At 71.2% G+C, this 22,229-nt stretch carries 21 protein-coding genes; 13 read left to right on the forward strand and 8 right to left on the reverse strand.

Annotated elements, in window-relative coordinates; genetic code table 11:
- Nucleotides 1-592: 592 nt before the first annotated feature.
- Nucleotides 593-1,711: an adenylate/guanylate cyclase domain-containing protein gene (locus AB0L56_RS02005; RefSeq protein WP_361021820.1), complete on the forward strand. Its 1,119-nt coding sequence runs from the start codon at nucleotides 593-595 to the stop codon at nucleotides 1,709-1,711.
- Here the strand turns inward: AB0L56_RS02005 and AB0L56_RS02010 are convergent.
- Entirely contained in the window at nucleotides 1,708-2,313 is a 606-nt protein-coding gene (locus tag AB0L56_RS02010) for a hypothetical protein (protein WP_365417873.1), read from the reverse strand. The two genes, AB0L56_RS02005 and AB0L56_RS02010, sit on opposite strands and share 4 nt — an antisense overlap.
- Nucleotides 2,314-2,524: 211 nt before the next feature.
- Here AB0L56_RS02010 and AB0L56_RS02015 point away from each other — a divergent pair, with 211 nt between their 5' ends.
- From AB0L56_RS02015 to hutH, 3 genes are all read left to right on the forward strand, one after another.
- Nucleotides 2,525-3,325, forward strand: a complete 801-nt coding sequence (locus tag AB0L56_RS02015) for an enoyl-CoA hydratase-related protein (protein WP_365417876.1) — start codon at nucleotides 2,525-2,527, stop codon at nucleotides 3,323-3,325.
- A gap of 53 nt (nucleotides 3,326-3,378) precedes the next feature.
- Complete coding sequence (locus AB0L56_RS02020; RefSeq protein ID WP_365417879.1) at nucleotides 3,379-4,527, forward strand: diguanylate cyclase; 1,149 nt, start codon at nucleotides 3,379-3,381, stop codon at nucleotides 4,525-4,527.
- Between the two features lie 82 nt (nucleotides 4,528-4,609).
- Entirely contained in the window at nucleotides 4,610-6,148 is a 1,539-nt protein-coding gene (hutH, locus tag AB0L56_RS02025; RefSeq protein ID WP_365418817.1) for a histidine ammonia-lyase, read from the forward strand.
- Between the two features lie 42 nt (nucleotides 6,149-6,190).
- Here hutH and AB0L56_RS02030 read toward each other — a convergent pair whose 3' ends face one another.
- Nucleotides 6,191-6,517: an LPXTG cell wall anchor domain-containing protein gene (locus tag AB0L56_RS02030; protein WP_365417882.1), complete on the reverse strand. Its 327-nt coding sequence runs from the start codon at nucleotides 6,515-6,517 to the stop codon at nucleotides 6,191-6,193.
- Nucleotides 6,518-6,626: 109 nt separating this feature from the next.
- Between AB0L56_RS02030 and AB0L56_RS02035 the strand changes: the two genes are divergently transcribed.
- The 3 genes from AB0L56_RS02035 to AB0L56_RS02045 all read left to right on the forward strand — a co-directional run bounded on the left by AB0L56_RS02035 (nucleotide 6,627) and on the right by AB0L56_RS02045 (nucleotide 12,136).
- Nucleotides 6,627-7,007 (forward strand): hypothetical protein, encoded by a 381-nt coding sequence (locus AB0L56_RS02035; protein WP_365417885.1) that lies wholly within the window; start codon nucleotides 6,627-6,629, stop codon nucleotides 7,005-7,007.
- A 236-nt stretch (nucleotides 7,008-7,243) separates the two neighbouring features.
- Nucleotides 7,244-8,491, forward strand: a complete 1,248-nt coding sequence (locus AB0L56_RS02040) for an Ig-like domain-containing protein (protein ID WP_361021838.1) — start codon at nucleotides 7,244-7,246, stop codon at nucleotides 8,489-8,491.
- 381 nt (nucleotides 8,492-8,872) lie between these two features.
- Nucleotides 8,873-12,136: a S8 family serine peptidase gene (locus tag AB0L56_RS02045; protein WP_365418820.1), complete on the forward strand. Its 3,264-nt coding sequence runs from the start codon at nucleotides 8,873-8,875 to the stop codon at nucleotides 12,134-12,136.
- An 83-nt stretch (nucleotides 12,137-12,219) separates the two neighbouring features.
- Here AB0L56_RS02045 and AB0L56_RS02050 read toward each other — a convergent pair whose 3' ends face one another.
- The gene (locus AB0L56_RS02050) at nucleotides 12,220-13,338 is read right to left on the reverse strand and encodes a hypothetical protein (protein WP_361021841.1); all 1,119 of its coding nucleotides are present in this window, start codon (nucleotides 13,336-13,338) and stop codon (nucleotides 12,220-12,222) included.
- 400 nt (nucleotides 13,339-13,738) lie between these two features.
- On the opposite strand from AB0L56_RS02050, the gene AB0L56_RS02055 reads away from it, so the two are divergent.
- Nucleotides 13,739-14,896: a cystathionine gamma-synthase gene (locus AB0L56_RS02055; RefSeq protein WP_365417890.1), complete on the forward strand. Its 1,158-nt coding sequence runs from the start codon at nucleotides 13,739-13,741 to the stop codon at nucleotides 14,894-14,896.
- Nucleotides 14,897-14,903: 7 nt separating this feature from the next.
- Here the strand turns inward: AB0L56_RS02055 and AB0L56_RS02060 are convergent, their stop codons facing one another.
- The 3 genes from AB0L56_RS02060 to AB0L56_RS02070 form a co-directional block, all read right to left on the reverse strand.
- Entirely contained in the window at nucleotides 14,904-15,152 is a 249-nt protein-coding gene (locus AB0L56_RS02060) for a hypothetical protein (protein ID WP_361021847.1), read from the reverse strand.
- Nucleotides 15,153-15,165: 13 nt separating this feature from the next.
- Nucleotides 15,166-15,666 (reverse strand): sigma factor-like helix-turn-helix DNA-binding protein, encoded by a 501-nt coding sequence (locus AB0L56_RS02065; protein WP_361021850.1) that lies wholly within the window; start codon nucleotides 15,664-15,666, stop codon nucleotides 15,166-15,168.
- 186 nt (nucleotides 15,667-15,852) lie between these two features.
- The gene (locus AB0L56_RS02070; protein ID WP_365417895.1) at nucleotides 15,853-16,368 is read right to left on the reverse strand and encodes a MarR family transcriptional regulator; all 516 of its coding nucleotides are present in this window, start codon (nucleotides 16,366-16,368) and stop codon (nucleotides 15,853-15,855) included.
- Nucleotides 16,369-16,512: 144 nt separating this feature from the next.
- Between AB0L56_RS02070 and ilvA the strand changes: the two genes are divergently transcribed.
- From ilvA to AB0L56_RS02085, 3 genes are all read left to right on the forward strand, one after another.
- Nucleotides 16,513-17,742 carry a threonine ammonia-lyase gene (gene ilvA / locus AB0L56_RS02075; RefSeq protein ID WP_365417898.1) on the forward strand — a complete coding sequence of 410 codons (1,230 nt, stop codon included), beginning with the start codon at nucleotides 16,513-16,515 and terminating at the stop codon, nucleotides 17,740-17,742.
- Nucleotides 17,743-17,926: 184 nt separating this feature from the next.
- Nucleotides 17,927-18,964: an ATP-binding cassette domain-containing protein gene (locus AB0L56_RS02080; protein WP_361021859.1), complete on the forward strand. Its 1,038-nt coding sequence runs from the start codon at nucleotides 17,927-17,929 to the stop codon at nucleotides 18,962-18,964.
- Nucleotides 18,961-19,806, forward strand: a complete 846-nt coding sequence (locus AB0L56_RS02085; protein ID WP_361021862.1) for an ABC transporter permease — start codon at nucleotides 18,961-18,963, stop codon at nucleotides 19,804-19,806. The genes AB0L56_RS02080 and AB0L56_RS02085 overlap by 4 nt, the downstream gene beginning before the upstream one ends.
- A gap of 57 nt (nucleotides 19,807-19,863) precedes the next feature.
- On the opposite strand, the gene greA is transcribed toward AB0L56_RS02085, so the two are convergent.
- Together greA and AB0L56_RS02095 are read right to left on the reverse strand one after the other, a co-directional pair.
- A complete protein-coding gene (gene greA / locus AB0L56_RS02090; protein WP_361021865.1) occupies nucleotides 19,864-20,361 on the reverse strand; it encodes a transcription elongation factor GreA in 498 nt (165 codons plus the stop codon).
- 168 nt (nucleotides 20,362-20,529) lie between these two features.
- Nucleotides 20,530-20,931, reverse strand: coding sequence for a DUF4307 domain-containing protein (locus AB0L56_RS02095; RefSeq protein ID WP_365417902.1), 402 nt, complete (start codon nucleotides 20,929-20,931; stop codon nucleotides 20,530-20,532).
- A gap of 147 nt (nucleotides 20,932-21,078) precedes the next feature.
- Here AB0L56_RS02095 and mca point away from each other — a divergent pair, with 147 nt between their 5' ends.
- Both mca and AB0L56_RS02105 read left to right on the forward strand, forming a co-directional pair.
- Nucleotides 21,079-21,960: a mycothiol conjugate amidase Mca gene (gene mca, locus AB0L56_RS02100; RefSeq protein WP_361021871.1), complete on the forward strand. Its 882-nt coding sequence runs from the start codon at nucleotides 21,079-21,081 to the stop codon at nucleotides 21,958-21,960.
- Nucleotides 21,953-22,192: a hypothetical protein gene (locus tag AB0L56_RS02105; protein WP_361021873.1), complete on the forward strand. Its 240-nt coding sequence runs from the start codon at nucleotides 21,953-21,955 to the stop codon at nucleotides 22,190-22,192. The genes mca and AB0L56_RS02105 overlap by 8 nt, the downstream gene beginning before the upstream one ends.
- Nucleotides 22,193-22,229: the final 37 nt, after the last annotated feature.

Raw genomic sequence — 22,229 nt, forward strand, 5'->3', positions numbered from 1 at the left:
GCGAACACCCCCGCCCCGACCCCTCCCCGCCGTCGGCGCCATACCCACGGCCCACCCGCCGCCCCCGGCTGCCGCGATCCGCGGGCAGTCATGCCGCCCTCCGCGGCCGGCCGCCGTTCCCGCGCCGCTGCCGCGATCCGCGGGAGCCGCCCTCCGCGGCCCGCTGCCGCTCCCGCGATCCGCGGGCAGTCGTGCCTCCCCCAGTGCCTCAAAGGCCTGGGAGGTACCCCCAGGGCGGCACGGGTGGGCGCGACGGCACCCCGCCTGCGCCGGGCTGCGCAGACCCCCCGGACCACACCCACGCGGACAGCGTTCGGGCGCCGGGCGCGCAGACACCCCCCGGTCGGCACCCACGCGGTCAGCGTTGAGGCGCCGGGCTGCGCAGCCCACCCCCGGTCGGCACCCCACGCGGTCAGCGTTCAGGTGCCCGGGCGCGCAGACACCCCCCGCCCACACCCACGCCGGGCACCTGCAGGCAGCGGAGCGCCAAGGCACCCCCCGGCTCAACCTAACGGAGTGAGCTGGCGCACACCTGCCGTAGAGTTGAGCCCGGTCGATACATGGCCATGGCAGATCGGAAGGGCAGCAACGCGTGACCGTCGACGACTCGGGTTCCGGAACGGACGCGCAGGGCGCCGGCGAGGATCCGCTTGCTCTGCGCCTCGAACAGCTCATTCTGGGCGCCGAGCGCCGTTACACACCGTTTCAGGCCGCTCGCAGCGCCGGCGTCACCATGGAGCTGGCCACCCGCTTCTGGCGGGCCATGGGCTTCGCCGACGTCGGCCAGGCCAAGGCCCTGACGGAAGCGGACGTCCTCGCGCTGCGCCGCCTCGCCGGGCTGGTGGAGGCGGGGCTGCTCAGCGAGGCCATGGCCGTGCAGGTGGCGCGGTCCACCGGGCAGACCACCGCACGGTTGGCCGAATGGCAGATCGATTCCTTCCTGGAAGGGTTGACCGAGCCGCCCGAGCCGGGAATGACCCGTACCGAGGTCACGTATCCGATCGTCGAACTGCTCCTGCCCGAGCTGGAGGAGTTCCTGGTGTACGTCTGGAGGCGGCAGCTCGCCGCCTCCGCCGGCCGGGTCGTGCAGGGGGCGGACGACGAGGAGATGGTCGACCGGCGGCTGGCCGTCGCCTTCGCGGACCTCGTGGGGTTCACGCGGCTGACCCGGCGGATGGAGGAGGAGGAGCTCGGCGAGCTCGTCGAGGCCTTCGAGACCACCGCCGCCGACCTGGTCGCGGCGAGTGGCGGGCGGCTGATCAAGACGCTGGGCGACGAGGTGCTCTACGCCGCCGACGACGCCGGTACCGCCGCCGAGATCGCGCTGCGTCTGATCGAGACCATGGCGAACGACGAGACCATGCCCGAGCTGCGGGTCGGCATGGCGTTCGGCACGGTGACCACCCGGATGGGTGATGTGTTCGGTACGACCGTGAACCTGGCGTCCCGGCTCACCTCCATAGCCCCCCGCGACGCCGTGCTCGTCGACACCGCGTTCGCCGAGGAGCTGATCCGTAACGGTGACGCGCCCCCCTCCGAGGCGGCGGCCGCCGAGGCGGTGGCCGAGGCGGAAAAGGAGGGCAAGGAGCCGCCGACGTACCGGTTCGCGCTCCAGCCGATGTGGCAGCGGCCGGTGCGTGGGCTCGGTGTGGTGGAGCCCTGGCTGCTCACCCGGAGGGACGGGGCTGCTCCGTCCGCTGCGTCTTCCTAGTCGGCGTCCACGGCCCCTATGCACAGGCCGATGATCGGTACGCACAGGCCCGGGTCCGGCTCGGGTTCGGGCTTGGGTTTGGGCGTGGGCTTGGGGGGCGGCCCGTCCGGGTGGTTCGGGGCCGGTTCCCCGCGGTCGGGTGGCGGGGGGTTATGGGTGCGCGGGGTGTCGGGCGGGGGTGTCTTGGGCGCGGTGTTCCGCGGTGGGGTCGGCGTCTCCGGGGTGGTGGTGGGTGGTGTGGTTCGGGGCGTGGGTGACTGCTCGGGTGGGGTGAGGGGGGCCTTGTTCTTGCCGCCCAGGGCCTCGGGGGAGGACGGGCTCGCCTCGGGGGCCGGTGTGGTCGCCCGGCCGCTGGGAGGGGGTGACGCCGGGGTGGGGGTGGTCGATTCCGCGTGGGGGGTGGGGCGTGGGCCCGCCTCCACGCCGATGTCCGTCCCGCCGTCGGGTGCCGAGGTCAGGCGGATCACGGTCACGGCGCCCGCGGCCAGGGCCAGGCCGCCCGCGGCCAGCAGTACCTTGCGGGGGCGGGGCTTGCGGTGACGGCCCCGGATGCGGGGAAAGCGGCCGGGCTGCCCGGCCGTGTCTGGTGTCTTCGGTGTCATCGTGTTTCCTCCCCTGCCGCGCGCCCCCGACGCGCCGCGGTGTGCGCACGCTATGCGCTCCTGTGGGGCGGAGGGCCGGAGTCGGCCGTATGTCACTCGAACGGGTGGGCGGGGGGTGATGAGGGAACCGGGCGTGCGCCCTTTTCCGTGCGGGCGTCGACTGCGATGATCGGAAGCGAGTGAAGTTAACCCGCGTTAACCGGAGGGTGTCATGAGTGAGGAACGGTTCGGGGAGTTCGTGCTGGTGCGCCGGCGCGACGAGGGGCATGTCGCGGAGCTCGTCCTCGACCGGCCCAAGGCCATGAACGCCGTGTCGACCGAGATGGCCCGGTCCGTCGCCGGGGCCTGTGCGGCACTGGCCGGGGACCGCGGGGTGCGGGCGGTGGTGCTGACCTCGTCGCACGAGCGGGCGTTCTGCGTGGGTGCCGACCTCAAGGAGCGCAATTCCTTCAGCGATGCCGATCTGGTGCGTCAGCGGCCCGTCGCGCGCGCGGCGTACACCGGGGTGCTGGAGCTGCCGGTGCCGACGGTGGCGGCGGTCCACGGGTTCGCGCTGGGGGGCGGGTTCGAGCTGGCGCTGTCGTGCGATGTGATCGTCGCGGACCGTACGGCGGTCATGGGGCTGCCCGAGGTGTCGGTCGGGGTGATTCCGGGCGGGGGTGGTACGCAGCTGTTGCCCCGGCGGGTGGGGGCGGCCCGCGCCGCCGAGCTGATTTTCACCGCGCGCCGGGTGGAAGCCGATGAGGCCCGGGAGCTGGGGCTGGTCGATGTGCTGGTGGACGAGGGGCGGGACCGTGAGGAGGCCCTCGCCATGGCCTCCCGGATCGCCGGGAACTCGCCGGTGGGGCTGCGGGCGGCCAAGCGGGCGCTGCGGCTGGGGTACGGGCTGGATTTGTCCGCCGGGCTCGAGGTCGAGGACGCCGCTTGGCGGTCGGTGGCGTTCTCGGGGGACCGGGCGGAAGGAGTGGCCGCCTTCAACGAGAAGCGCAGACCGCAGTGGCCCGGCGAGTGATGAGCCGCTTCCTCGATGTCCCGATTGGTCTTGGACATCCCTAATCTGGGGGCATGGGTGAGGAGAACCGGCTGGCGGCCGTGGTGGCGCTGGCCCAGGGCATGGCCGCCGCGCAGAGTCCGCGGGAGTCCTGGCGGGCCGCGGCCGGCGGGGCCTGCCGGGCACTGGGCGGGAGCTTCGCCGCGCTGTCGGTGTGGGAGCGCGGGCTCGGACGGCTGCGGGTGCTGGTGAATGTCGGGGAGCTGGCCGAGGGGGAGGAGGAGTTCCCCGAGGACGAGTCCTATCCGGTGCACCAGTTCGCCGAGATCACCGAGTTTCTGCATGAGCGGTGGGCGGGCGGCGGTGAGCCCGACGCGTGGGTGGAGACCGCCGAGGGGACCTCCGCGGGGCGGCCCGGGTACTGCCACCAGCGGGTCGCGGCCCTCCGGCGCCGGGGGCGCGGGTGCTGTGTGGTGGCGCCGATCGTGCTGCACGGGCGGGCGTGGGGCGAGCTGTATGTGGCCCGGCCGGCCCGTGTGCCCGTCTTCGGGCGGGCGGACGCCGATTTCGCCACGGTGCTGGCCTCCGTGGTGGCCGCCGGGATCGCGCAGACGGAGCGGCTGGAGGAGGCCGAGCGGCTGGCCTTCACGGACTCGCTGACCGGGCTGGCCAACCGGCGTGCCGTGGACGCCCGGCTCGACGAGGCCGTGGAGCGGCACCGGCAGGACGGGGCCGTGGTGAGCCTGGTCGTGTGCGATCTGAACGGGCTGAAGCGGGTCAACGACACGCTGGGCCATGCCGTCGGGGACCGGCTGCTGGAGCGGTTCGGGACCGTGCTGTCGCTGTGCGGGGCCATGCTGCCCGGGGCGCTGGCGGCGCGGCTCGGTGGGGACGAGTTCTGTCTGCTGGCGGTGGGGCCGTCGGCCGACGAGGTCGTCAAGGCGGCCGACGAGGTGTGCCGGCGGGCCATGGAGCTGGGCCTCGGGGACGGTGTGGCCTGCGGGGTGGCGTCCACCGAGGACCCCATCGGACCGGTGCACTCCGCCCGGCGGCTGTTCCGGCTGGCCGACGCGGCGCAGTACCGGGCCAAGGCCGAGCGGGCCGTCCATCCCGTGGTGGCCGGGCGGGAGGGGCCCGGCGATCCCGTCGTGCGGCTCGCGGACGAGCCGTCGCGGGCGTCGGACGGGGAGCGGCGCCGGTTCCGGGGGCGGCATTCGCCGTAGGGCGTGACGTATCGGTAAGGGGCGAGGGGCGCGTCCGGGGGTGACATCAGTGAATTCACTGCGTACGCTCCTGAATATGGATATGCACACTGTGGTGGTGGGGACAGCGGGCGTGACCGCGTCCGACGTGCTCGCCGTAGCGCGAGGCGGTGCCCGCATCGAACTGTCCGCGGAGGCGGTGGCCGCCCTCACCGCGTCCCGCCAGATCGTGGACGCCCTGGCCGCCAAGCCGGATCCCGTCTACGGGGTGAGCACCGGCTTCGGCGCCCTGGCGACCCGGCACATCAGCCCGGAGCTGCGCGCTCAGCTGCAGCGCAACATCGTCCGCTCGCACGCCGCCGGCATGGGGCCGCGCGTGGAGCGGGAAGTCGTCCGCGCCCTGATGTTCCTCCGGCTGAAGACCGTCTGCTCCGGCCGCACCGGAGTCCGGCCCGAGGTCGCGCAGAGGATGGCCGACGTACTCAACGCCGGGATCACCCCGGTCGTCCACGAGTACGGCTCCCTGGGCTGCTCCGGCGACCTGGCCCCGCTTTCCCACTGCGCCCTCACCCTGATGGGCGAGGGGGACGCAGAGGGCCCCGACGGGACCGTACGGCCGGCCGGTGAGCTGCTCGCCGCACACGGCATCCGCCCCGTCGAACTGCGCGAGAAGGAAGGTCTCGCCCTCCTCAACGGCACCGACGGCATGCTCGGCATGCTGGTCTTGGCCCTCGCCGACCTGGACCTCCTCTACAGGTCCGCCGATGTCACGGCCGCCCTCAGCCTGGAGGCCCTCCTCGGCACCGACAAGGTGCTCGCCCCAGAACTGCATGCCATCCGCCCGCACCCCGGTCAGGCCGCGAGCGCCGCCAACATGCTCGCCGTACTGAAGGATTCGGGGCTGACGGGCCATCATCAGGACGACGCCCCCCGGGTCCAGGACGCCTACTCCGTGCGCTGCGCCCCGCAGGTCGCCGGAGCCGGACGGGACACCCTGGCCCACGCCCGGCTGGTCGCCGAGCGTGAACTCGCCTCCGCCGTCGACAATCCCGTGGTGCTGCCCGACGGGCGGGTGGAGTCCAACGGCAACTTCCATGGGGCGCCCGTCGCCTACGTCCTGGACTTCCTCGCCATCGCCGTCGCCGACCTCGCCTCCATCGCCGAGCGCCGCACCGACCGGCTGCTGGACAAGAACCGCAGCCACGGACTGCCGCCGTTCCTCGCCGACGACCCCGGTGTCGACTCCGGTCTGATGATCGCTCAGTACACACAGGCCGCCCTGGTCAGCGAGTTGAAGCGGCTCGCCGTACCGGCGTCGGCGGACTCGATCCCGTCCTCGGCGATGCAGGAGGACCATGTCTCGATGGGCTGGTCGGCCGCACGCAAACTGCGGACCGCCGTCGAGAACCTCACCCGGGTCGTCGCCGTGGAGCTGTACGCCGCCACGCGGGCCGTCGAACTGCGCGAAGGGCTGACGCCGGCGCCGGCGACGCGTGCCGTCATCGAGGCCGTTCGGGAGGCGGGAGTGGGCGGCCCCGGACCGGACCGCTATCTGGCGCCCGACCTCGAAGCGGCCGGCGCGTTCGTGCGTGACGGGCGGCTGGTCGGCGCCGTCGAGACGGTCACCGGGCCGCTGCGCTGACCCGGCCGGGCCCCGCGGGATGTGCCGTCGCGGGGCCTTCGGTCAGAAGTCCAGCCGCTCCCGGCGTACCGAATAGACGACGAAGCCGGCGCCGAGGGCGAGCGAGGCCGTGCCGCCGATGACGTACGGGGTGCTGTCGAAGCTGCCGGTGTCCGCGAGGCGGACCTCCTGGCCGGTGCCCTCCAGGGACACCGACGTGGTGCCGGACACGACTCTCGCCTGCTCGGTGACCCGCGGAGAGGGGCTCGCCGACGGGGCGTCCCCCGCCGGGGTGTCCGACGACGCGTTGGCGGACGGGACGAACCACAGGGCGCACAGCAGCGTGCCCGCGGCGGTGGCGGTCAGCAACGGACGGAGCGCGGATGACACGGAATATCGATCCCCTTGTGGCGCTGGCGAATTGGCCGTGTGGGCCGATGGTAGTGAAAATCGCGGGTCACGGGAAAGTCACGGGGGCCCGTAGCCGTACGCTCCGGGGATGAGCACTCGAGAGACATCACGGTTTGTACGGCTTCGCGCCGAGCTCGTCGTCGAAATCGACGACGAGGACGCGGTGACCAAGGCAGCGCTGCGCAGGATCGCGGACGAGGGCGATGTGCCGGACGGGGAGCGGGAACGCGACGAGAGCGCTGTGACGGCGGACACCGCGGAGGCCCTCGCGTATCTGGTGGATCCGTTCAGCCTGGTCAGCGAGGTGCCGGGAGTCGAACTCCTGCAGGCCTCCTGGAGCAGTGAGCGGATCGACTACGACCCGGACTCGCCGGAATGGGACCTCGGCGGGGAAGATGACGAGGAGTCCGACGAGGCGTCCTACGACGAGTCCTACGACGACGAGGACGGGGCAGGCCGGGCGGGCTGAGCCGCTTGGGGAAATCTGGACCCCGGTCGGCAACCGCCACCGGGGGCGCGACGTCTCACAGGGGGGCACGGACCGGCGTCCTCACCATTCGCCCCGAGGACGTGGTGAGCCCCACACCCCCGGACCGTAGGGAACCGGATCACCCGGTCGTAGCGTTGAGGGTTGTGGACGAGGTCCCTCGGCTTCGCGCCGGGGACTCGTGGGGTTGGGATTCGGCAACGATGGAGAAGCGTGTGATGACGGACGGTAAGCGGCGCAGGAGTCTGGCGGCCGCGTCCGCTCTGCTCGGCGGAGTGCTGGTGCTCTCGGCGTGTTCCGGCGGTGACGACAGCGCCTCCGGCGACGGCAAGGACACCTCGCAGGCCCAGGTGGACGAGGCGGCGGCCAAGAAGTCCTCCGAGGCCCAGATCAAGATCACGCCGAAGGACGGCTCCAACAACGCCTCCATCAACAACTCCGCCGCCGTCACCGTGAGCAAAGGCACACTCACCGAGGTGAAGATGACCACCTCCGACGGCACCGCCGTCGAGGGTGAGATATCCGCCAACAAGAAGAGCTGGAAGCCCAGCGCCCAGCTCGAGCGCGCCACCACCTACAAGGTGACGGCCACCGCCGAGGACTCCGAGGGCCTCGTCGCCCACGAGAACGCGTCGTTCACCACGGTCTCCCAGGCCAACAGCTTCATCGGCAACTTCACCCCGGACGACGGCACCACGGTCGGCGTGGGCATGCCGGTGTCGATCAACTTCGACAAGGCGATCACCAACAAGGCCGCGGTCCAGAAGGGCATCACCGTCTCCACCACCAGTGGCCAGGAGGTCGCCTGCCACTGGTTCAACGCCAACCGCATGGACTGCCGACCCGACGAGTACTGGCAGGAGGGCTCCACCGTCACGCTGAAGCTGGCGCTCGACGGTGTCGAGGGCGCCGGGGGCGTCTACGGCGTCCAGCAGAAGACGGTCACCTTCAAGATCGGCCGCAACCAGGTCTCCTACGTCGACGCCAAGACCAAGCAGATGAAGGTCACGCAGGACGGCAAGACCGTCAAGACCATCCCGATCTCCGCCGGCGCGCCCGACAACAAGACGTACGAGGGCCAGATGGTGATCTCCGAGAAGTTCAAGGAGACCCGGATGAACGGCGCGACGGTCGGCTTCACCGACGACGACGGCAAGGGCGAGTACGACATCAAGGACGTGCCGCACGCCATGCGTCTGAGCACCTCCGGCACCTTCATCCACGGCAACTACTGGGGCGCCAAGTCCATCTTCGGCAGCGTCAACACCAGCCACGGCTGCATCGGCCTGGCCGACACCAAGGGCGCCGACGACCCGAAGACGCCCGGTTCCTGGTTCTACGACAACTCGATCGTCGGTGACGTGGTCGTCGTCCAGAACACCGGCGACAAGACCATCGCCCCGGACAACGGCCTCAACGGCTGGAACATGAGCTGGGAGCAGTGGAAGGCGGGCTCGGCCGTCTGACGCCGCCCTCCGGACACGGAGGCACCCCACCCACCCGGCCGATGCCCTCGTCCCCTCCTCCGGGAGCGGACGGGGGCATCGGCCGTTTGGCGCCCGGGGCCCTCTCGGACCCCAACCACGCGGTTGTGTAACGGAGTTCCGGCGTCCACATTGCAGTCACCCGTCGACTTCGGCACCCCCGGCCCGTAGTGGTTGAGGCACCTGAACAGCCCTCGGCATACTGCGCGAACCGGGGGGTGCGCGCATGCGTACGAGACCGCCCCCGGCCGGGTGACTCTCCTTCACCCGGCAACTCCGCTAGGGGGAACCTTGCGCAGACAAGTGAAGAGAGCGTGCGCGGCCACGGTCGCCACGGCGACGGCTGTGGCGCTCGCGGCGGGCATGGCCGGCCCCGCGTCGGCGAACGGGCAGCGCACGGCGGCCGGTTCGGCGGCCGCGGCTTCCGCGCCGAACGCGCCCAAGGCCAAGCACCGGATCACGCTGATCACGGGCGACCGGGTCGCGGTGGACGCCAAGGGCCGTGTCGTCGGGCTGGAGCGGGCCGAGGGCCGGGAGCACATACCCGTCCAGGTCCGCAGGAGCGGCGGCCACACGCTGGTGATACCGGTGGACGCCGCCCGGCTGATCGCGAGCGGAAAACTGGACCAACGGCTCTTCGACATCACCGAGTTGAACAAGTCCGCGACTCGCGGCTCCCAGAAGCGGGGCCTGAAGGTCATCGTCGGCTACCAGGGCGGGGCGAAGGCCGCCAAGGCCGACGTCCGTGACGCGGGCACGGTCCGCCGGGCGCTGAAGACCCTGAACGCGGACGCGGTGCAGACCCCGCAGGAGGGCGCCTCCGAACTGTGGGACGCCGTCACCAACGGCGACAGGACCGCCTCCGGTGTCGCCCACGTGTGGCTGGACGGGGTCCGCAAGGCCGCCCTGGACACGTCGGTGGCGCAGATCGGCACGCCCAAGGCCTGGGCGGCCGGCTACGACGGCAAGGGGGTGAGGATCGCCGTCCTGGACACCGGCGTCGACGCCGCCCACCCGGACCTCAAGGGCCAGGTGACCGCCTCCAAGAACTTCACCGGCGCGCCCACCGCCGGTGACAAGGCCGGCCACGGCACCCATGTCGCGTCCATCGCGGCCGGTACGGGCGCCGGCTCCAAGGGCACGTACAAGGGCGTCGCCCCCGGCGCCAAGGTCCTCAACGGCAAGGTCCTCGACGACTCCGGCTCCGGTGACGACTCCGGCATCCTCGCCGGGATGGAGTGGGCGGCCGCACAGGGCGCCGACGTCGTCAACATGAGCCTCGGCGGCGTGGACACGGCCGAGGTGGATCCGCTGGAGGCGGCGGTCAACAAGCTCTCCGCCGAGAAGGGCATCCTCTTCGCCATCGCGGCCGGCAACGGGGGCCCGCGGTCGATCGGTTCGCCCGGCAGCGCGGACGCCGCCCTCACCGTCGGCGCCGTCGACGGCAAGGACCGGCTCGCCGACTTCTCCTCCACCGGCCCCCGCGTCGGCGACGCCGCCGTCAAGCCGGACGTCACCGCTCCCGGCGTCGACATCACGGCCGCCTCGGCGAAGGGCAACGACATCGCCAAGGAGGTCGGCGAGAAGCCCGCCGGGTACATGACCATCTCGGGTACCTCGATGGCCACCCCGCACGTCGCGGGCGCCGCGGCGCTGCTGAAGCAGCAGCACCCCCAGTGGTCCTCCGCGGAGCTGAAGGGCGCGCTCACCGCGTCCACCAAGGGCGGCACGTACACGCCGTTCGAACAGGGTTCGGGCCGGGTCCAGGTCGACAAGGCCATCAAGCAGACCCTGATCGCCGAGCCGGTGTCGCTGAGCTTCGGCGTCCAGCAGTGGCCGCACACCGACGACAAGCCGGTCACCGAGCAGATCACCTACCGCAACCTCGGTGCCAAGGACGTCACGCTCAAGCTGACGTCGACCGCCACCAACCCCAAGGGCAAGGCCGCCCCGGCCGGCTTCTTCACGCTGGGCGCCACCACCGTCACGGTCCCGGCGGGCGGCAAGGCCTCAGTGGACCTGACCGTCGACACCCGGCTCGGCGGCACGGTCGACGGCGCGTATTCGGCGTACGTGGTCGCGACGGGCGGCGGGCAGACCGTGCGCACGGCGGCCGCGGTGCTGCGCGAGGTCCAGTCGTACGACGTGAAGCTGAAGTTCCTCGACCGCACCGGCAAGCCGGCCACCAACTACGTCGCCGGTCTGGCCGGCCTCTCCGGTCTGGGCGCCGGCCAGTGGCACCAGCCCTACGACGCCGACGGCACTGTCACGCTCCGCGTGCCCAAGGGCGGCTACGCCCTGGACACCGGGATCTTCGTCGGCGCCGACCCGGAGAAGTACGAGGGCGTCGACTGGCTGGCCCAGCCGAAGCTGGACGTCGGCAGGAACACCACGGTCACCCTGGACGCCCGCAAGGCCAAGCCGGTGAACATCACCGTGGCGGACAACAAGGCCAGGCCGGAACTCGCCTCGGCCGAGTACACCGTCGAGACCAAGGACAGCAGCCAGGCCTTCGGCTGGTGGCTGGACTCGTACGACAACTTCCGCTCCGCCCACCTCGGTCCGCAGTTCGGCGGCTCGCTATACCAGCAGTGGGACGCCCACTTCAGCAAGGGCGGCAAGGAGCAGTACGACACCGTCGTCGGCGCCAAGGTGAAGAAGCTCGCCACCGGTTACACCCGGCACTACAAGGCGGGCGACTTCGCCACGGTGAAGGTGGGCATGGGTGCGGCGGCGAGCGGCAAGAAGGGCGTCGTGGGCGCCTACGGCTCGCTGCCCGCGAGCAGCGGCGCCTCCGTGTTCGGCCAGGCGCAGAGCCTGCCCAGCAGCCGCACCCTGCACCTGTCCGCGGGGGGCGGGGTCCGGTGGGACCTCGACTTCGAGCAGCAGAGCGGTGTCGACGAGGACGGCTGGCCCATCACCGACGCCGGGTACCTCATCGCCACCGGGAAGAGCCTCAAGGCCGGCAGGACGTACCAGGAGACCGTGAACACGGCCGTCTTCGGCCCGAGCCTAGGCTCCGACTCCGGCATCTTCCGGGACGGCAACACCATCTCCGGGACGGTTCCGCTGTTCGCCGACGGCAAGGGCCACCACGGTTTCTCGGCGTACACCTCGGCCACCACCAGCCTCTACCGCAACGGCAAGAAGGTCGGCTCCCACGACGACCCGCTGTTCGGCGAGGGGGAGTTCAAGGTTCCGTCCGGTGACGCCTCGTACCGGCTGACCACCTCGGTCAAACGGAGCGCCAAGGTCGCCGCCGCATCCACACGGATCGACGCGAGCTGGACGTTCCGTTCGAAGAAGACGGCCGACCTCAAGCAGCTGCCCGCCTCCACGGTCCGCTTCCTCGCGGCCACGGGGCTGGACAGCAAGGTGCCGGCCGGCAAGAAGGTCACCGTTCCGGTCTCCGTGGAGGGCGCGGCCAAGGGCAGGAACCTGAAGTCCCTGTCGGTGTACGTGTCCTACGACTACGGCAAGACCTGGAAGAAGACCACGGTCAAGAAGGGGAAGATCACCTTCAAGAACCCCGCCAAGGGGAAGGCCGTCTCCTTCCACGCCAAGGTCGCCGACAAGAAGGGCAACAAGTCGACGATCTCGGTCCACAACGCCTACTACGGCAAGTAGACGGTCCCGGAACCCGGGGACGGCCCGCCGGAAGCACCGCTTCCGGCGGGCCGTCCCGTCGTACGTGCCACGGGGCCGCGGGCTCAGTGCGGCAGGGTGGCCGGGCTGCCGCCGTTCGCCTCGTAGCCGGCGACCGCCAGGGCGCGGTAGACCGCGAACTCGGCGGCGGGGTCGGCGGACAGCGTCCAGGGCAGCGCGCCCACGTGGCCGTCGATGTGTATCAGCTGGCTCATGGCCTCCGCCCAGCGCTCCGCGCGGACCAGGAAGAACACCAGCATGTGCCGCACGTGCGCCAGCATCGGGTCGTCGGGGCGGGCCGAGTGCACCGCGTGCAGCGCGCCGTGGATCGCCTTGCTGACGACCTCGCTCTGGTAGAAGCCGGCGACCAGGGTCACCTCGGGAAGGTGCTCGAAGACCGCGAAGAGCGGCATGGCGGCGAGGAGCGACCCCTGTGGCGCCCGCGCCGCGGCGGCCTCCGCGAAGGAGTACGCCAGCTGCCGCGAACCGTGCCACTTCTCGCACCAGTACTGCAGCGCGGCCAGATGCGCGCCCATGTGGGCCGGGGCGCGGTCGAGGATCTTCAGCCAGAGCTGCTCGAAGTCCTGCTGGGAGTAGCCGAGTCCGCGGGCCACGGACAGCTCCACGATGTACGGGACCGGGTCACCCGGAGCCAGCAGCGCCGCCTCGCCGGACGCCGTCCTCGCCTCCTCCATGATGATCCGGAACGCGTCCGTCCCGGGCGTCGCGGTGCGCCACGCCTGCTGCACCAGGAACTCGGCGTGCACCGCGGCGCCGCCCGCGTCCTTGGGCGCCTCGGTCCGCCAGACCCGCAGCCACTGCCCGCCCGGCGCCTCGCTCACCCCGCCGGGCCGCTGGGCCAGCTCCAGCGAGGCCGCGCCGGCGAAGGCCTGGACGCGCTGCCAGCGCAGCTCGCCGTCCGCGTCGGTGCCGGCCAGCAACTGCTGCGCCGCGCGGTAGTCCTGGGTGCGCTGCACCAGGTCCAGCACGTCCAGCAGGTCCTGGTCGGGGCCGGGCATGCGGACGTCCAGCTCCTCCTCGCGGGCGAAGCCGTAGTTCGCCGGGTCCGCCGCGTCCGGGTGGCCGGGCGGAACCAGTCCCACCGCGCCGCGCCGGCGCCGGAGGAACGGCAACACCACGAAGCCGAGCATGACGAGCGCGATCAGGACCCAGAGAATCTCCATGTCACAAGCGAACCAGACCACGCCGACAATTGGCCAACCCGATACCCACCCCTGTGGAAAACTCCCGGGAATTCGCCCCGGAGCCGCGTTCTGGCGCCGCACCCCCACCCGTCCGGCGCCTGCCCCCAGTCACCCATCCGGCACCCCCGCCTGGCCGTCTGGCACCCGCGCCCGCCCGTCTGGTGCCTCCCGCGTCCGGCGCTCGGAGGCCGCCCGTCTGGTGCCTCGCGCCTGCCGTGTCCGGTGCCCTCGGCGCCTGCCGTCTGGCGCCCGCGCCCGCCGTCCGGCGGCCCCCGGCTGTCCCGTCCGCCGCCACCGCGCCCGCCGTCCGGCGCACCCCGCCGCCCCTCCGGCGCCCCGTGGCCGCCGTCCGTGACGTCCGCGCACTACCCTCGGGCGCATGAGCGACAGGCACATCAGTCAGCACTTCGAGACGCTCGCGATTCACGCGGGCAATACCGCCGACCCCCTGACGGGAGCGGTCGTCCCGCCGATCTATCAGGTGTCCACCTACAAGCAGGACGGTGTGGGCGGCCTGCGTGGGGGCTACGAGTACAGCCGCAGCGCCAATCCGACCAGGACCGCGCTGGAGGAGAACCTCGCCGCCCTGGAGGGCGGCCGTCGCGGTCTCGCGTTCGCGTCAGGACTGGCGGCCGAGGACTGCCTGTTGCGTACGCTGCTCAGCCCGGGCGACCACGTGGTGATCCCGAACGACGCGTACGGCGGCACGTTCCGCCTCTTCGCCAAGGTCGTCGCCCGCTGGGGCGTGGAGTGGTCGGTCGCCGACACCTCCGACCCCGCCGCCGTACGGGCCGCGATCACCCCGAGGACCAAGGTCGTCTGGGTGGAGACCCCCTCCAACCCGCTGCTCGGCATCACCGACATCGCCGCCGTGGCCCAGGTCGCCCGGGACGCGGGCGCCCGGCTCGTCGTCGACAACACCTTCGCCACGCCGTACCTCCAGCAGCCGCTGGCGCTCGGCGCGGACATCGTCGTGCACTCCCTGACCAAGTACATGGGCGGCCATTCCGACGTCGTCGGCGGCGCCCTGATCACCGCTGACGCGGAGCTGGGCGAGGAGCTCGCCTACCACCAGAACGCGATGGGCGCGGTCGCCGGCCCGTTCGACTCGTGGCTGGTGCTGCGCGGCACCAAGACGCTCTCGGTGCGCATGGACCGCCACAGCGAGAACGCCACGAAGATCGCCGACATGCTCAGCCGTCACCCGCGCGTGACGAGCGTCCTGTACCCGGGGCTGCCGGACCACCCGGGGCACGAGGTCGCGGCCAAGCAGATGCGCGCCTTCGGCGGCATGGTCTCCTTCCGCGTGGAGGGCGGCGAGGAGGCGGCCGTCGAGGTCTGCAACCGGGCCGAGGTGTTCACGCTCGGCGAGTCGCTGGGCGGTGTCGAGTCCCTGATCGAGCACCCGGGGCGGATGACGCACGCGTCGGTGGCCGGTTCCGCGCTCGAGGTCCCCGCCGACCTGGTGCGCCTGTCCGTGGGCATCGAGAACGTCGACGACCTGCTCGAAGACCTCCAGCAGGCGCTCGGCCGGTAGGCCCCGGTCACCAGCCCGTGAGCGGTGGAGTCGTCTCCGACGGTGGCTCCACCCACGGGCGGGCGGTCAGCGCCCACGCGGTGAACGCCACGGCAGCCGCCAGTAACAGCAGCCACATGGCGCGGCGCGCCAGCGTCCTGCGCCGCAGGATGCGGGCGCCGCGCCGCGTGGCGTCCAGGTGCAGGTCGGGCGGGACGGGTGGCGGTGACTGCTCCAGCATCCGCCGTACGGTCGCTTCGCGTTTCATCCCTGCCATGCCGGCTCCCGTCTCATGACGGCACCGCCTTGACGCCCGCCACCGTGGGCGACGGGCTCCTGGGCGGGCGCAGCACGTTCGCCATCGCGCGGTTGAAGATCGCCCGCACGCGCTCCGCGGGCAGTCCGAGCAGCGCCGCCGTCTGTTCCTCGGCGACGCCTTCGCGCAGCCGCAGCACCAGGACCAGGCGTTCCTGCGGGGGGAGCGCGGCCAGCGGGCTGCCGGGGTGGGGGCGGGAGCGGAGCAGTCCGCCGAGTTCGTGCCACGCGCTGTTCGCGAACCGGGTCGCCAGGTACCGGCGGGTGTGGTCGTAGGGGTCCTCGCCGTGCAGCCGGTCCCAGCACGCGTACGTATGAGCCAGCGCCAGGGTGAGCAGGCGCCGCGCGCGCGGGTTGGCGTCCCGTGGCTCCGCGGTGAGCAGGGTGGCGGTGTGCAGCAGCCGTCCGCCCGCGCCGGCGACGTACGCTTCGAACTCGCGGGTGCGGGAGGCGTTCTCGGACACCTGCCGTGCCATGCAGCCGCGCCCTCCCCTCTGGGTCCCCACCCCTCATATCAGGCCAGGAGGCACCCCGTGGTCAAGAGCCGTGCGTGCGCATGACGGTTCCAGCTTTGTTTCGCCCCCGCCGCCCCTTCCCGTTCCCGTCCTCCGGGGGCTCCGCCCCCGGACCCCCGCTCCTCAAGCGCCGGAGGGGCTGGATTTTCAGCCCGTCCGGTCCTGAACGGACATCCGAGAAGACAACGCACCGTTGAAGCGCGTCAGGAGCGCGCAGAACGCCTCGCGCTCCTCCGGCGCCCAGTCGTGGGTCAGCTCGGCCATCAACTGACGCCGCGAGGTGCGCACTTCCTCCAGCCGCGACTGCCCGCGCGGGGACAGCTGGAGCACGACCGCCCGGCCGTCCTCGGGGTGCGAGGTCCGCTTGACCAGGCCGGTGTCCACGAGCGGTGCCACCTGACGGGTGACCGTGGAGGAGTCGATCCCCATGCTCGCGGCGAGCGCCTTGACGCCCATCGGACCTTCCTTGTCGAGGCGGTTGAGCAGCAGGTATGCGGCGCGGTCCATCGAGTTGCGCACCTGGCCGACCCCGCCGAGCCGGGTCTGTTCGGCACGGCGGGCGAACAACGCCACCTCGTGCTGCAGCGTGTCGAGAAGACCGGTGTCGCCGACGGTGGTCAGGTCCGTCGTCATGTCCATCGACATTTCAGGTGTTGTGGGCATGGCCGGAGGCTCACTTCGTGGAGGGCTGCTCATTGGGGGACAGGTTACGCGGCTGGGGGGCGGGCCGTACCGGCGCTGCGCAAAGCCGAGTCCGCGGGTTGGTCACACCGGTCGTGGCCGTCCGTGAACTGCGATGCTGGAGTCATGAGCTACAGCACGGCCGGCTCCCTGCGGGCCGTCACCCTCGATGATGTGCGCGGCGCCCAGAAGATGCTCTCCGGCGTGGCCCGGACCACCGCGATGGAGAGCAGCCGGCATCTGTCCCAGCGGGTGGGCACTCCGGTGCACCTGAAGTGCGAGAACCTCCAGCGGACCGGGTCGTTCAAGCTGCGTGGCGCCTACGTCCGGATCGCCGGGCTGCTGCCGGAGGAGCGGGCCGCCGGTGTCGTCGCGGCGAGCGCCGGCAACCACGCGCAGGGCGTGGCGCTGGCGTCGTCGCTGCTCGGGGTGCGTTCCACCGTGTTCATGCCGGAGGGCGCCCCGCTGCCGAAGGTCAGCGCCACGCGGGAGTACGGCGCCGAGGTGCGCCTGCACGGTCAGGTGGTCGACGAGACGCTGGCCGCGGCGATGGAGTACGCGCACGAGACGGGCGCGGTGTTCATCCACCCCTTCGATCACCCGGACATCATCGCGGGCCAGGGCACGGTGGGCCTGGAGATCCTGGAGCAGTGCCCCGAGGTGCGCACGATCGTCGTGGGGGTCGGCGGGGGCGGGCTGGCCGCCGGGATCGCGGTCGCGGTGAAGGCGCTGCGGCCCGATGTGCGGATCGTGGGTGTGCAGGCGGCCGGCGCGGCGGCGTATCCGCCGTCGCTGGAGGCCGGCCGTCCGGTGTCGGTGCGCAACCAGGCGACGATGGCCGACGGGATCAAGGTGGGGCGGCCCGGTGACGTGCCGTTCGGGATCGTCGGCGAGCTCGTGGACGAGGTGTGCACGGTCACGGAGGACGAGTTGTCGGCCGCGCTGCTGCTCTGTCTGGAGCGGGCCAAGCTGGTCGTCGAGCCGGCCGGGGCGAGCCCGGTGGCGGCGCTGCTGAGCCGTCCCGGTGTCTTCGAGGGTCCGGTCGTCGCGGTGCTGTCCGGCGGCAATGTGGACCCGGTGCTGATGGAGCGGGTGCTGCGGCACGGCATGGCGGCGCAGGGCCGCTACCTGGCCGTTCGGCTGCGGCTGACGGACCGGCCGGGGGCCCTCGCCTCGCTTCTCGGGGCGTTGTCAGTGGTCGACGCTAACGTCCTCGATGTGAGTCACGTACGGACCGATCCACGGCTCGGGCTCACGGAGGCGGAGGTCGAGCTGCACCTGGAGACCAAGGGCCCGGCGCACTGCGCCGAGGTCGAACGGGCTCTGCGCGAGGCGGGTTACACGGTCATGGACTGACGCCGGGGGCGGTGTCACTCCTTCAGGTAAATGCATTGAGAGACGCGATACATCGCGTTAGAGTGTGTCTCTCGTCACTGCCTGGCCGCCGTACGTGCCGCTGTCGTGCCGGGCGAAAAAACATGAGCGCATCGCAGCGCGCAAACCTAGGCTTTCCGAAAAATCGAAGACGTGGAGATTTCATATGCCAGGCGCCATCTATGCCGAAGGTCTGGTGAAGACCTTCGGAGACGTAAGGGCACTGGACGGCGTCGACCTCGAGGTCCCCGAGGGCACCGTCCTGGGCCTGCTCGGGCCGAACGGCGCGGGTAAGACCACCACCGTCCGCTGTCTCACCACGCTGCTGCGGCCCGACAGCGGCAGGGCCGTCGTCGCCGGCCTGGACGTGCTCAAGCAGCCCGACGCCGTGCGCCGCTCCATCGGCCTGTCCGGCCAGTTCGCGGCCGTCGACGAGTATCTGACCGGCCGCGAGAACCTGCAGATGGTCGGACAGCTCTATCAGATGAGGGCCAAGGCGGCGAAGTCCCGCGCGGACGAGCTGCTGGAGCAGTTCAACCTGGCGGACGCCGCCGACCGCACCGCGAAGACCTACTCCGGAGGTATGCGCCGCCGGCTGGACCTCGCGGCCGCGCTGGTCGTCTCGCCGCCGGTGATGTTCATGGACGAGCCGACGACCGGCCTCGACCCGCGCAACCGCCAGCAGCTGTGGGAGGTGATCAAACAGCTCGTCTCCGGCGGTACGACGCTGCTGCTCACCACGCAGTACCTGGAGGAGGCCGACCACCTGGCGCACGACATCGCGGTCGTCGACCACGGACGGGTCATCGCCCAGGGCACCTCCGACCAGCTCAAGGCCCGTACCGGCGGGGAGCGCGTCGAGGTCGTGGTGCACGACCGCGAGCACATCCGGGCCGCCTCCGCCCTCCTCGACAAGTACAGCCTCCGGGGTCTCGGCCAGGGCGACACCACGGTCGAGGAACACATGCGCAAGATCACCACCCCGGTCTCGGGCGGAGCCAAGCTCCTCGCCGAGATCATCCGCGAACTCGACGCCGAGGGCATCGAGATCGACGACATCGGCCTGCGCCGCCCCACCCTCGACGACGTCTTCCTCTCCCTCACCGGACATGTCGCGGAAGCCAAGGACGAGCACGACGACGGCCCACCGGAAGCCGACGGTCACAGCAAGGGACACCGCCCCGCCAAGGAGGCCGCGAAATGAGTGCCGTCACCGACGCCGTGCGGGTCACCGCGCCCGGCAACCCGATCGGCCAGTCGATCCGGGACTCCCTGGTCGTCGCCAAACGCAATCTGATCCGTATGGCCCGGATCCCCGAAGTCGTCATCTTCGGGCTCATCCAGCCGATCATGTTCGTGGTGCTGTTCTCGTATGTGTTCGGCGGCTCCATGGACATCGGCGGCAGCACCAGCCCGGAGGTCTACCGCGAGTTCCTGATGGCGGGCATCTTCGCCCAGACCGTCACCTTCGCCACCGCCGGAGCCGGCGCGGGCATCGCCGAGGACATGCACAAGGGGCTGATCGACCGCTTCCGCTCCCTGCCCATGGCACGCGGCGCGGTCCTCACCGGCCGCACCCTCGCCGACCTGGTGCAGACGGCGCTCACCCTGCTCGTGCTCGCCGTGGTCGCCCTGCTGGTCGGCTGGCGCACCCACACCAGCATCGGCGAGGTGCTCGGCGCGTTCGGGCTCCTGCTGCTGACCGGGTACGCATTCACCTGGATCGGCGCGGTCATCGGCCTGTCGGTCCGCACCCCGGAGGCGGCGACCTCCGGCGGACTGGTCTGGCTCTTCCCGGTCACCTTCGTGTCGAACGCGTTCGTGGACTCCAGCAACATGACGCCCTGGCTGCGCCACATCGCCGACTGGAACCCGTTCAGCGCCACCGTCCAGGCCTGCCGGGAGCTCTTCGGCAACCCGGGGGTCTCGACCTCGGACGCCTGGCCCATGCAGCACCCCGTGTGGGCCTCGCTGATCTACTCGGTCCTGATCATCGCGCTCTTCCGCACCCTCGCGGTCCGCAAGTACCGCTCCGCCGCGGCATGACGAGACCCCCGGTGCCCCAAGGGGCGCCGGGGGTCCGTCGGGACATCGCGGGGCGGGTCAGCCGCGGTACGGCTCGGCCTTGAGGATCTTCACCGAGGCCGTCTTGCCGTTGGGCAGCTCGTACTCGGCGTCCTCGCCGACCTTGTGGCCCATCACGCCGGAGCCGAGCGGGGACTGCGGGGAGTAGGTCTCCACGTCCGCGCTCGCGTACTCGCGCGAGGCGAGCAGGAAGGTCAGGGTGTCGTCCTCGTCGCCGTCGAAGGCGATGGTGACGACCATGCCGGGTGCCACGGCGCCGTCGGCCGCCGGGGCCTCGCCGACCTTGGCGTTCTCGAGGAGCTGGGTCAGCTGGCGCACCCGGAGCTCCTGCTTGCCCTGCTCCTCCTTGGCCGCGTGGTACCCGCCGTTCTCCCGCAGGTCGCCCTCCTCACGCGCGGCGGCGATCTTGGCGGCGATCTCCGTGCGCGCGGGACCAGTAAGGTACTCAAGCTCGTCCTTGAGCTTGTTGTACGCCTCCTGGGTCAGCCAGGTGACGTTCTCGCTGGTCTGGGTCACAGGTGCTCCTCGTAGGTACTGGGAAATACAAAGCAACGCCCTACCAAGAAGGATGGTCCTCCGTGGATGGGCGAAACCACGAGCCTAACAATTGAGTGCCCGCAAGGGGAGGACATAAGCCCCCAGACTTCTGTCAGCGCAGGTCACCGGCCAGGTATTCCCGCCACGTCACTCCGCGTGGCAGCCGACGAGCTCGGCCGAGGTGGCCCGGGAGGTCGTGCGCAGCGTGACGACGTCGTCGACGCGCGTGGCGTCCTTGTCGAAGCGGAAGTCGGCGCGGCCCACCTCGGCGCCGTTCTCGGCCTGGGAGCGGACCGTGCAGTAGCCGTCGACGCCCGCGTCCTTGTGCACCTCCAGCTGCACCTTCACGGCGTCGTCGTCGGAGACCTCGAAGCCGATCACCTCGCCGCTGATCTCGTTCTCGGCGACGTAGTGGTAGCCGAACCAGCCGATCAGCCCGAGCATCAGCACCGACAGCACGGCGCCGACGACCTTGAGGGTGCGGTCGGCACGCTGGTCCGAGGAGCGGCCGTAGCGGCCCTCGGGCAGCCGCGTGCTCGACGTACTCATGATCGTCTCCTCGGCAGGAAGGGACCGGCGTCCCCGTGACAGTCCCGGAGCGTAACTCCGGAATTTTTCGTCCCCCGATTCGGTCACTATAGAAGCCTGCGACTGCGCCGCCGCACACAGGGCGCCTGACGACTTGAGGATTGAGTCTTGACTGACCAGCTGCGACTGATGGCCGTGCACGCCCACCCCGACGACGAGTCGAGCAAGGGCGCGGCCACCATGGCGAAGTACGTGTCCGAGGGGGTGGACGTGCTCGTGGTGACCTGCACGGGTGGGGAGCGCGGCTCCATCCTCAACCCGAAACTGCAGGGCGACCCGTACATCGAGGAGCACATCCACGAGGTGCGCAAGAAGGAGATGGACGAGGCCCGCGAGATCCTCGGCGTGAAGCAGGAGTGGCTCGGCTTCGTCGACTCCGGCCTGCCCGAGGGCGACCCGCTGCCGCCGCTCCCGGAGGGCTGCTTCGCCCTGGAGGACGTCGACAAGGCGGCCGGCGAGCTGGTGCGCAGGATCCGTGCGTTCCGCCCCCAGGTGATCACCACGTACGACGAGAACGGGGGATACCCGCACCCCGACCACATCATGACCCACAAGATCACGATGGTGGCGTTCGAGGGTGCGGCGGACACCGCGAAGTACCCCGAGGACGAGTTCGGCCCGGCCTACCAGCCGATGAAGGTGTACTACAACCAGGGCTTCAACCGTCCCCGCACCGAGGCGCTGCACCAGGCCATGCTGGACCGCGGGCTGGAGTCGCCGTACGGGGACTGGCTGAAGCGCTGGAGCGAGTTCGAGCGCAAGGAGCGCACGCTCACCACGCATGTGCCGTGCGCCGACTTCTTCGAGACCCGTGACAAGGCGCTGATCGCGCACGCCACGCAGATCGACCCGGACGGGGGGTGGTTCCGGGTGCCGATGGAGCTGCAGAAGGAGGTCTGGCCGACGGAGGAGTACGAGCTGGCGAAGTCGCTCGTCGATACCTCCCTCCCCGAGGACGACCTCTTCGCGGGGATCCGGGACAATGGCTGACATGAGCGTGAGCGCGAGCCTGGCAGTGACGCATTTGGTGCCGTTGGCAAAGGAGCTGGACGAGGACAAGGTGACCCCGGGGGTTCTCGGGTTCATCGTGTTCGCGGTGATGGCTCTGGCGGTGTGGGGGCTGATGAAGTCCATGAACCGGCATATGGGGCGGGTGGACTTTGTGGAGGCGGAGGAGCCTGAGGCGAGGGGTGCGGGTACGGGTGCTGAGAAGCACGCCTGAGCAGTGACCCCGTGACTGTGTGGGCCGGGGGTGGTGC

It is taken from the genome of Streptomyces sp. NPDC052079, from assembly GCF_040680275.1.
GTDB lineage: Bacteria > Actinomycetota > Actinomycetes > Streptomycetales > Streptomycetaceae > Streptomyces.

What these genes read in the sequence shown, in the direction of transcription:
- AB0L56_RS02010 (WP_365417873.1), bottom strand. Translation starts at nt 2,313, where the DNA reads ATGACACCGAAGACACCAGACACGGCCGGGCAGCCCGGCCGCTTTCCC.
- AB0L56_RS02015 (WP_365417876.1), top strand. Translation starts at nt 2,525, where the DNA reads ATGAGTGAGGAACGGTTCGGGGAGTTCGTGCTGGTGCGCCGGCGCGAC.
- AB0L56_RS02020 (WP_365417879.1), top strand. Translation starts at nt 3,379, where the DNA reads ATGGGTGAGGAGAACCGGCTGGCGGCCGTGGTGGCGCTGGCCCAGGGC.
- hutH (WP_365418817.1), top strand. Translation starts at nt 4,610, where the DNA reads ATGCACACTGTGGTGGTGGGGACAGCGGGCGTGACCGCGTCCGACGTG.
- AB0L56_RS02035 (WP_365417885.1), top strand. Translation starts at nt 6,627, where the DNA reads ATGAGCACTCGAGAGACATCACGGTTTGTACGGCTTCGCGCCGAGCTC.
- AB0L56_RS02040 (WP_361021838.1), top strand. Translation starts at nt 7,244, where the DNA reads ATGACGGACGGTAAGCGGCGCAGGAGTCTGGCGGCCGCGTCCGCTCTG.
- AB0L56_RS02045 (WP_365418820.1), top strand. Translation starts at nt 8,873, where the DNA reads ATGGCCGGCCCCGCGTCGGCGAACGGGCAGCGCACGGCGGCCGGTTCG.
- AB0L56_RS02050 (WP_361021841.1), bottom strand. Translation starts at nt 13,338, where the DNA reads ATGGAGATTCTCTGGGTCCTGATCGCGCTCGTCATGCTCGGCTTCGTG.
- AB0L56_RS02055 (WP_365417890.1), top strand. Translation starts at nt 13,739, where the DNA reads ATGAGCGACAGGCACATCAGTCAGCACTTCGAGACGCTCGCGATTCAC.
- AB0L56_RS02060 (WP_361021847.1), bottom strand. Translation starts at nt 15,152, where the DNA reads ATGGCAGGGATGAAACGCGAAGCGACCGTACGGCGGATGCTGGAGCAG.
- AB0L56_RS02065 (WP_361021850.1), bottom strand. Translation starts at nt 15,666, where the DNA reads ATGGCACGGCAGGTGTCCGAGAACGCCTCCCGCACCCGCGAGTTCGAA.
- AB0L56_RS02070 (WP_365417895.1), bottom strand. Translation starts at nt 16,368, where the DNA reads ATGCCCACAACACCTGAAATGTCGATGGACATGACGACGGACCTGACC.
- ilvA (WP_365417898.1), top strand. Translation starts at nt 16,513, where the DNA reads ATGAGCTACAGCACGGCCGGCTCCCTGCGGGCCGTCACCCTCGATGAT.
- AB0L56_RS02080 (WP_361021859.1), top strand. Translation starts at nt 17,927, where the DNA reads ATGCCAGGCGCCATCTATGCCGAAGGTCTGGTGAAGACCTTCGGAGAC.
- AB0L56_RS02085 (WP_361021862.1), top strand. Translation starts at nt 18,961, where the DNA reads ATGAGTGCCGTCACCGACGCCGTGCGGGTCACCGCGCCCGGCAACCCG.
- AB0L56_RS02095 (WP_365417902.1), bottom strand. Translation starts at nt 20,931, where the DNA reads ATGAGTACGTCGAGCACGCGGCTGCCCGAGGGCCGCTACGGCCGCTCC.
- AB0L56_RS02105 (WP_361021873.1), top strand. Translation starts at nt 21,953, where the DNA reads ATGGCTGACATGAGCGTGAGCGCGAGCCTGGCAGTGACGCATTTGGTG.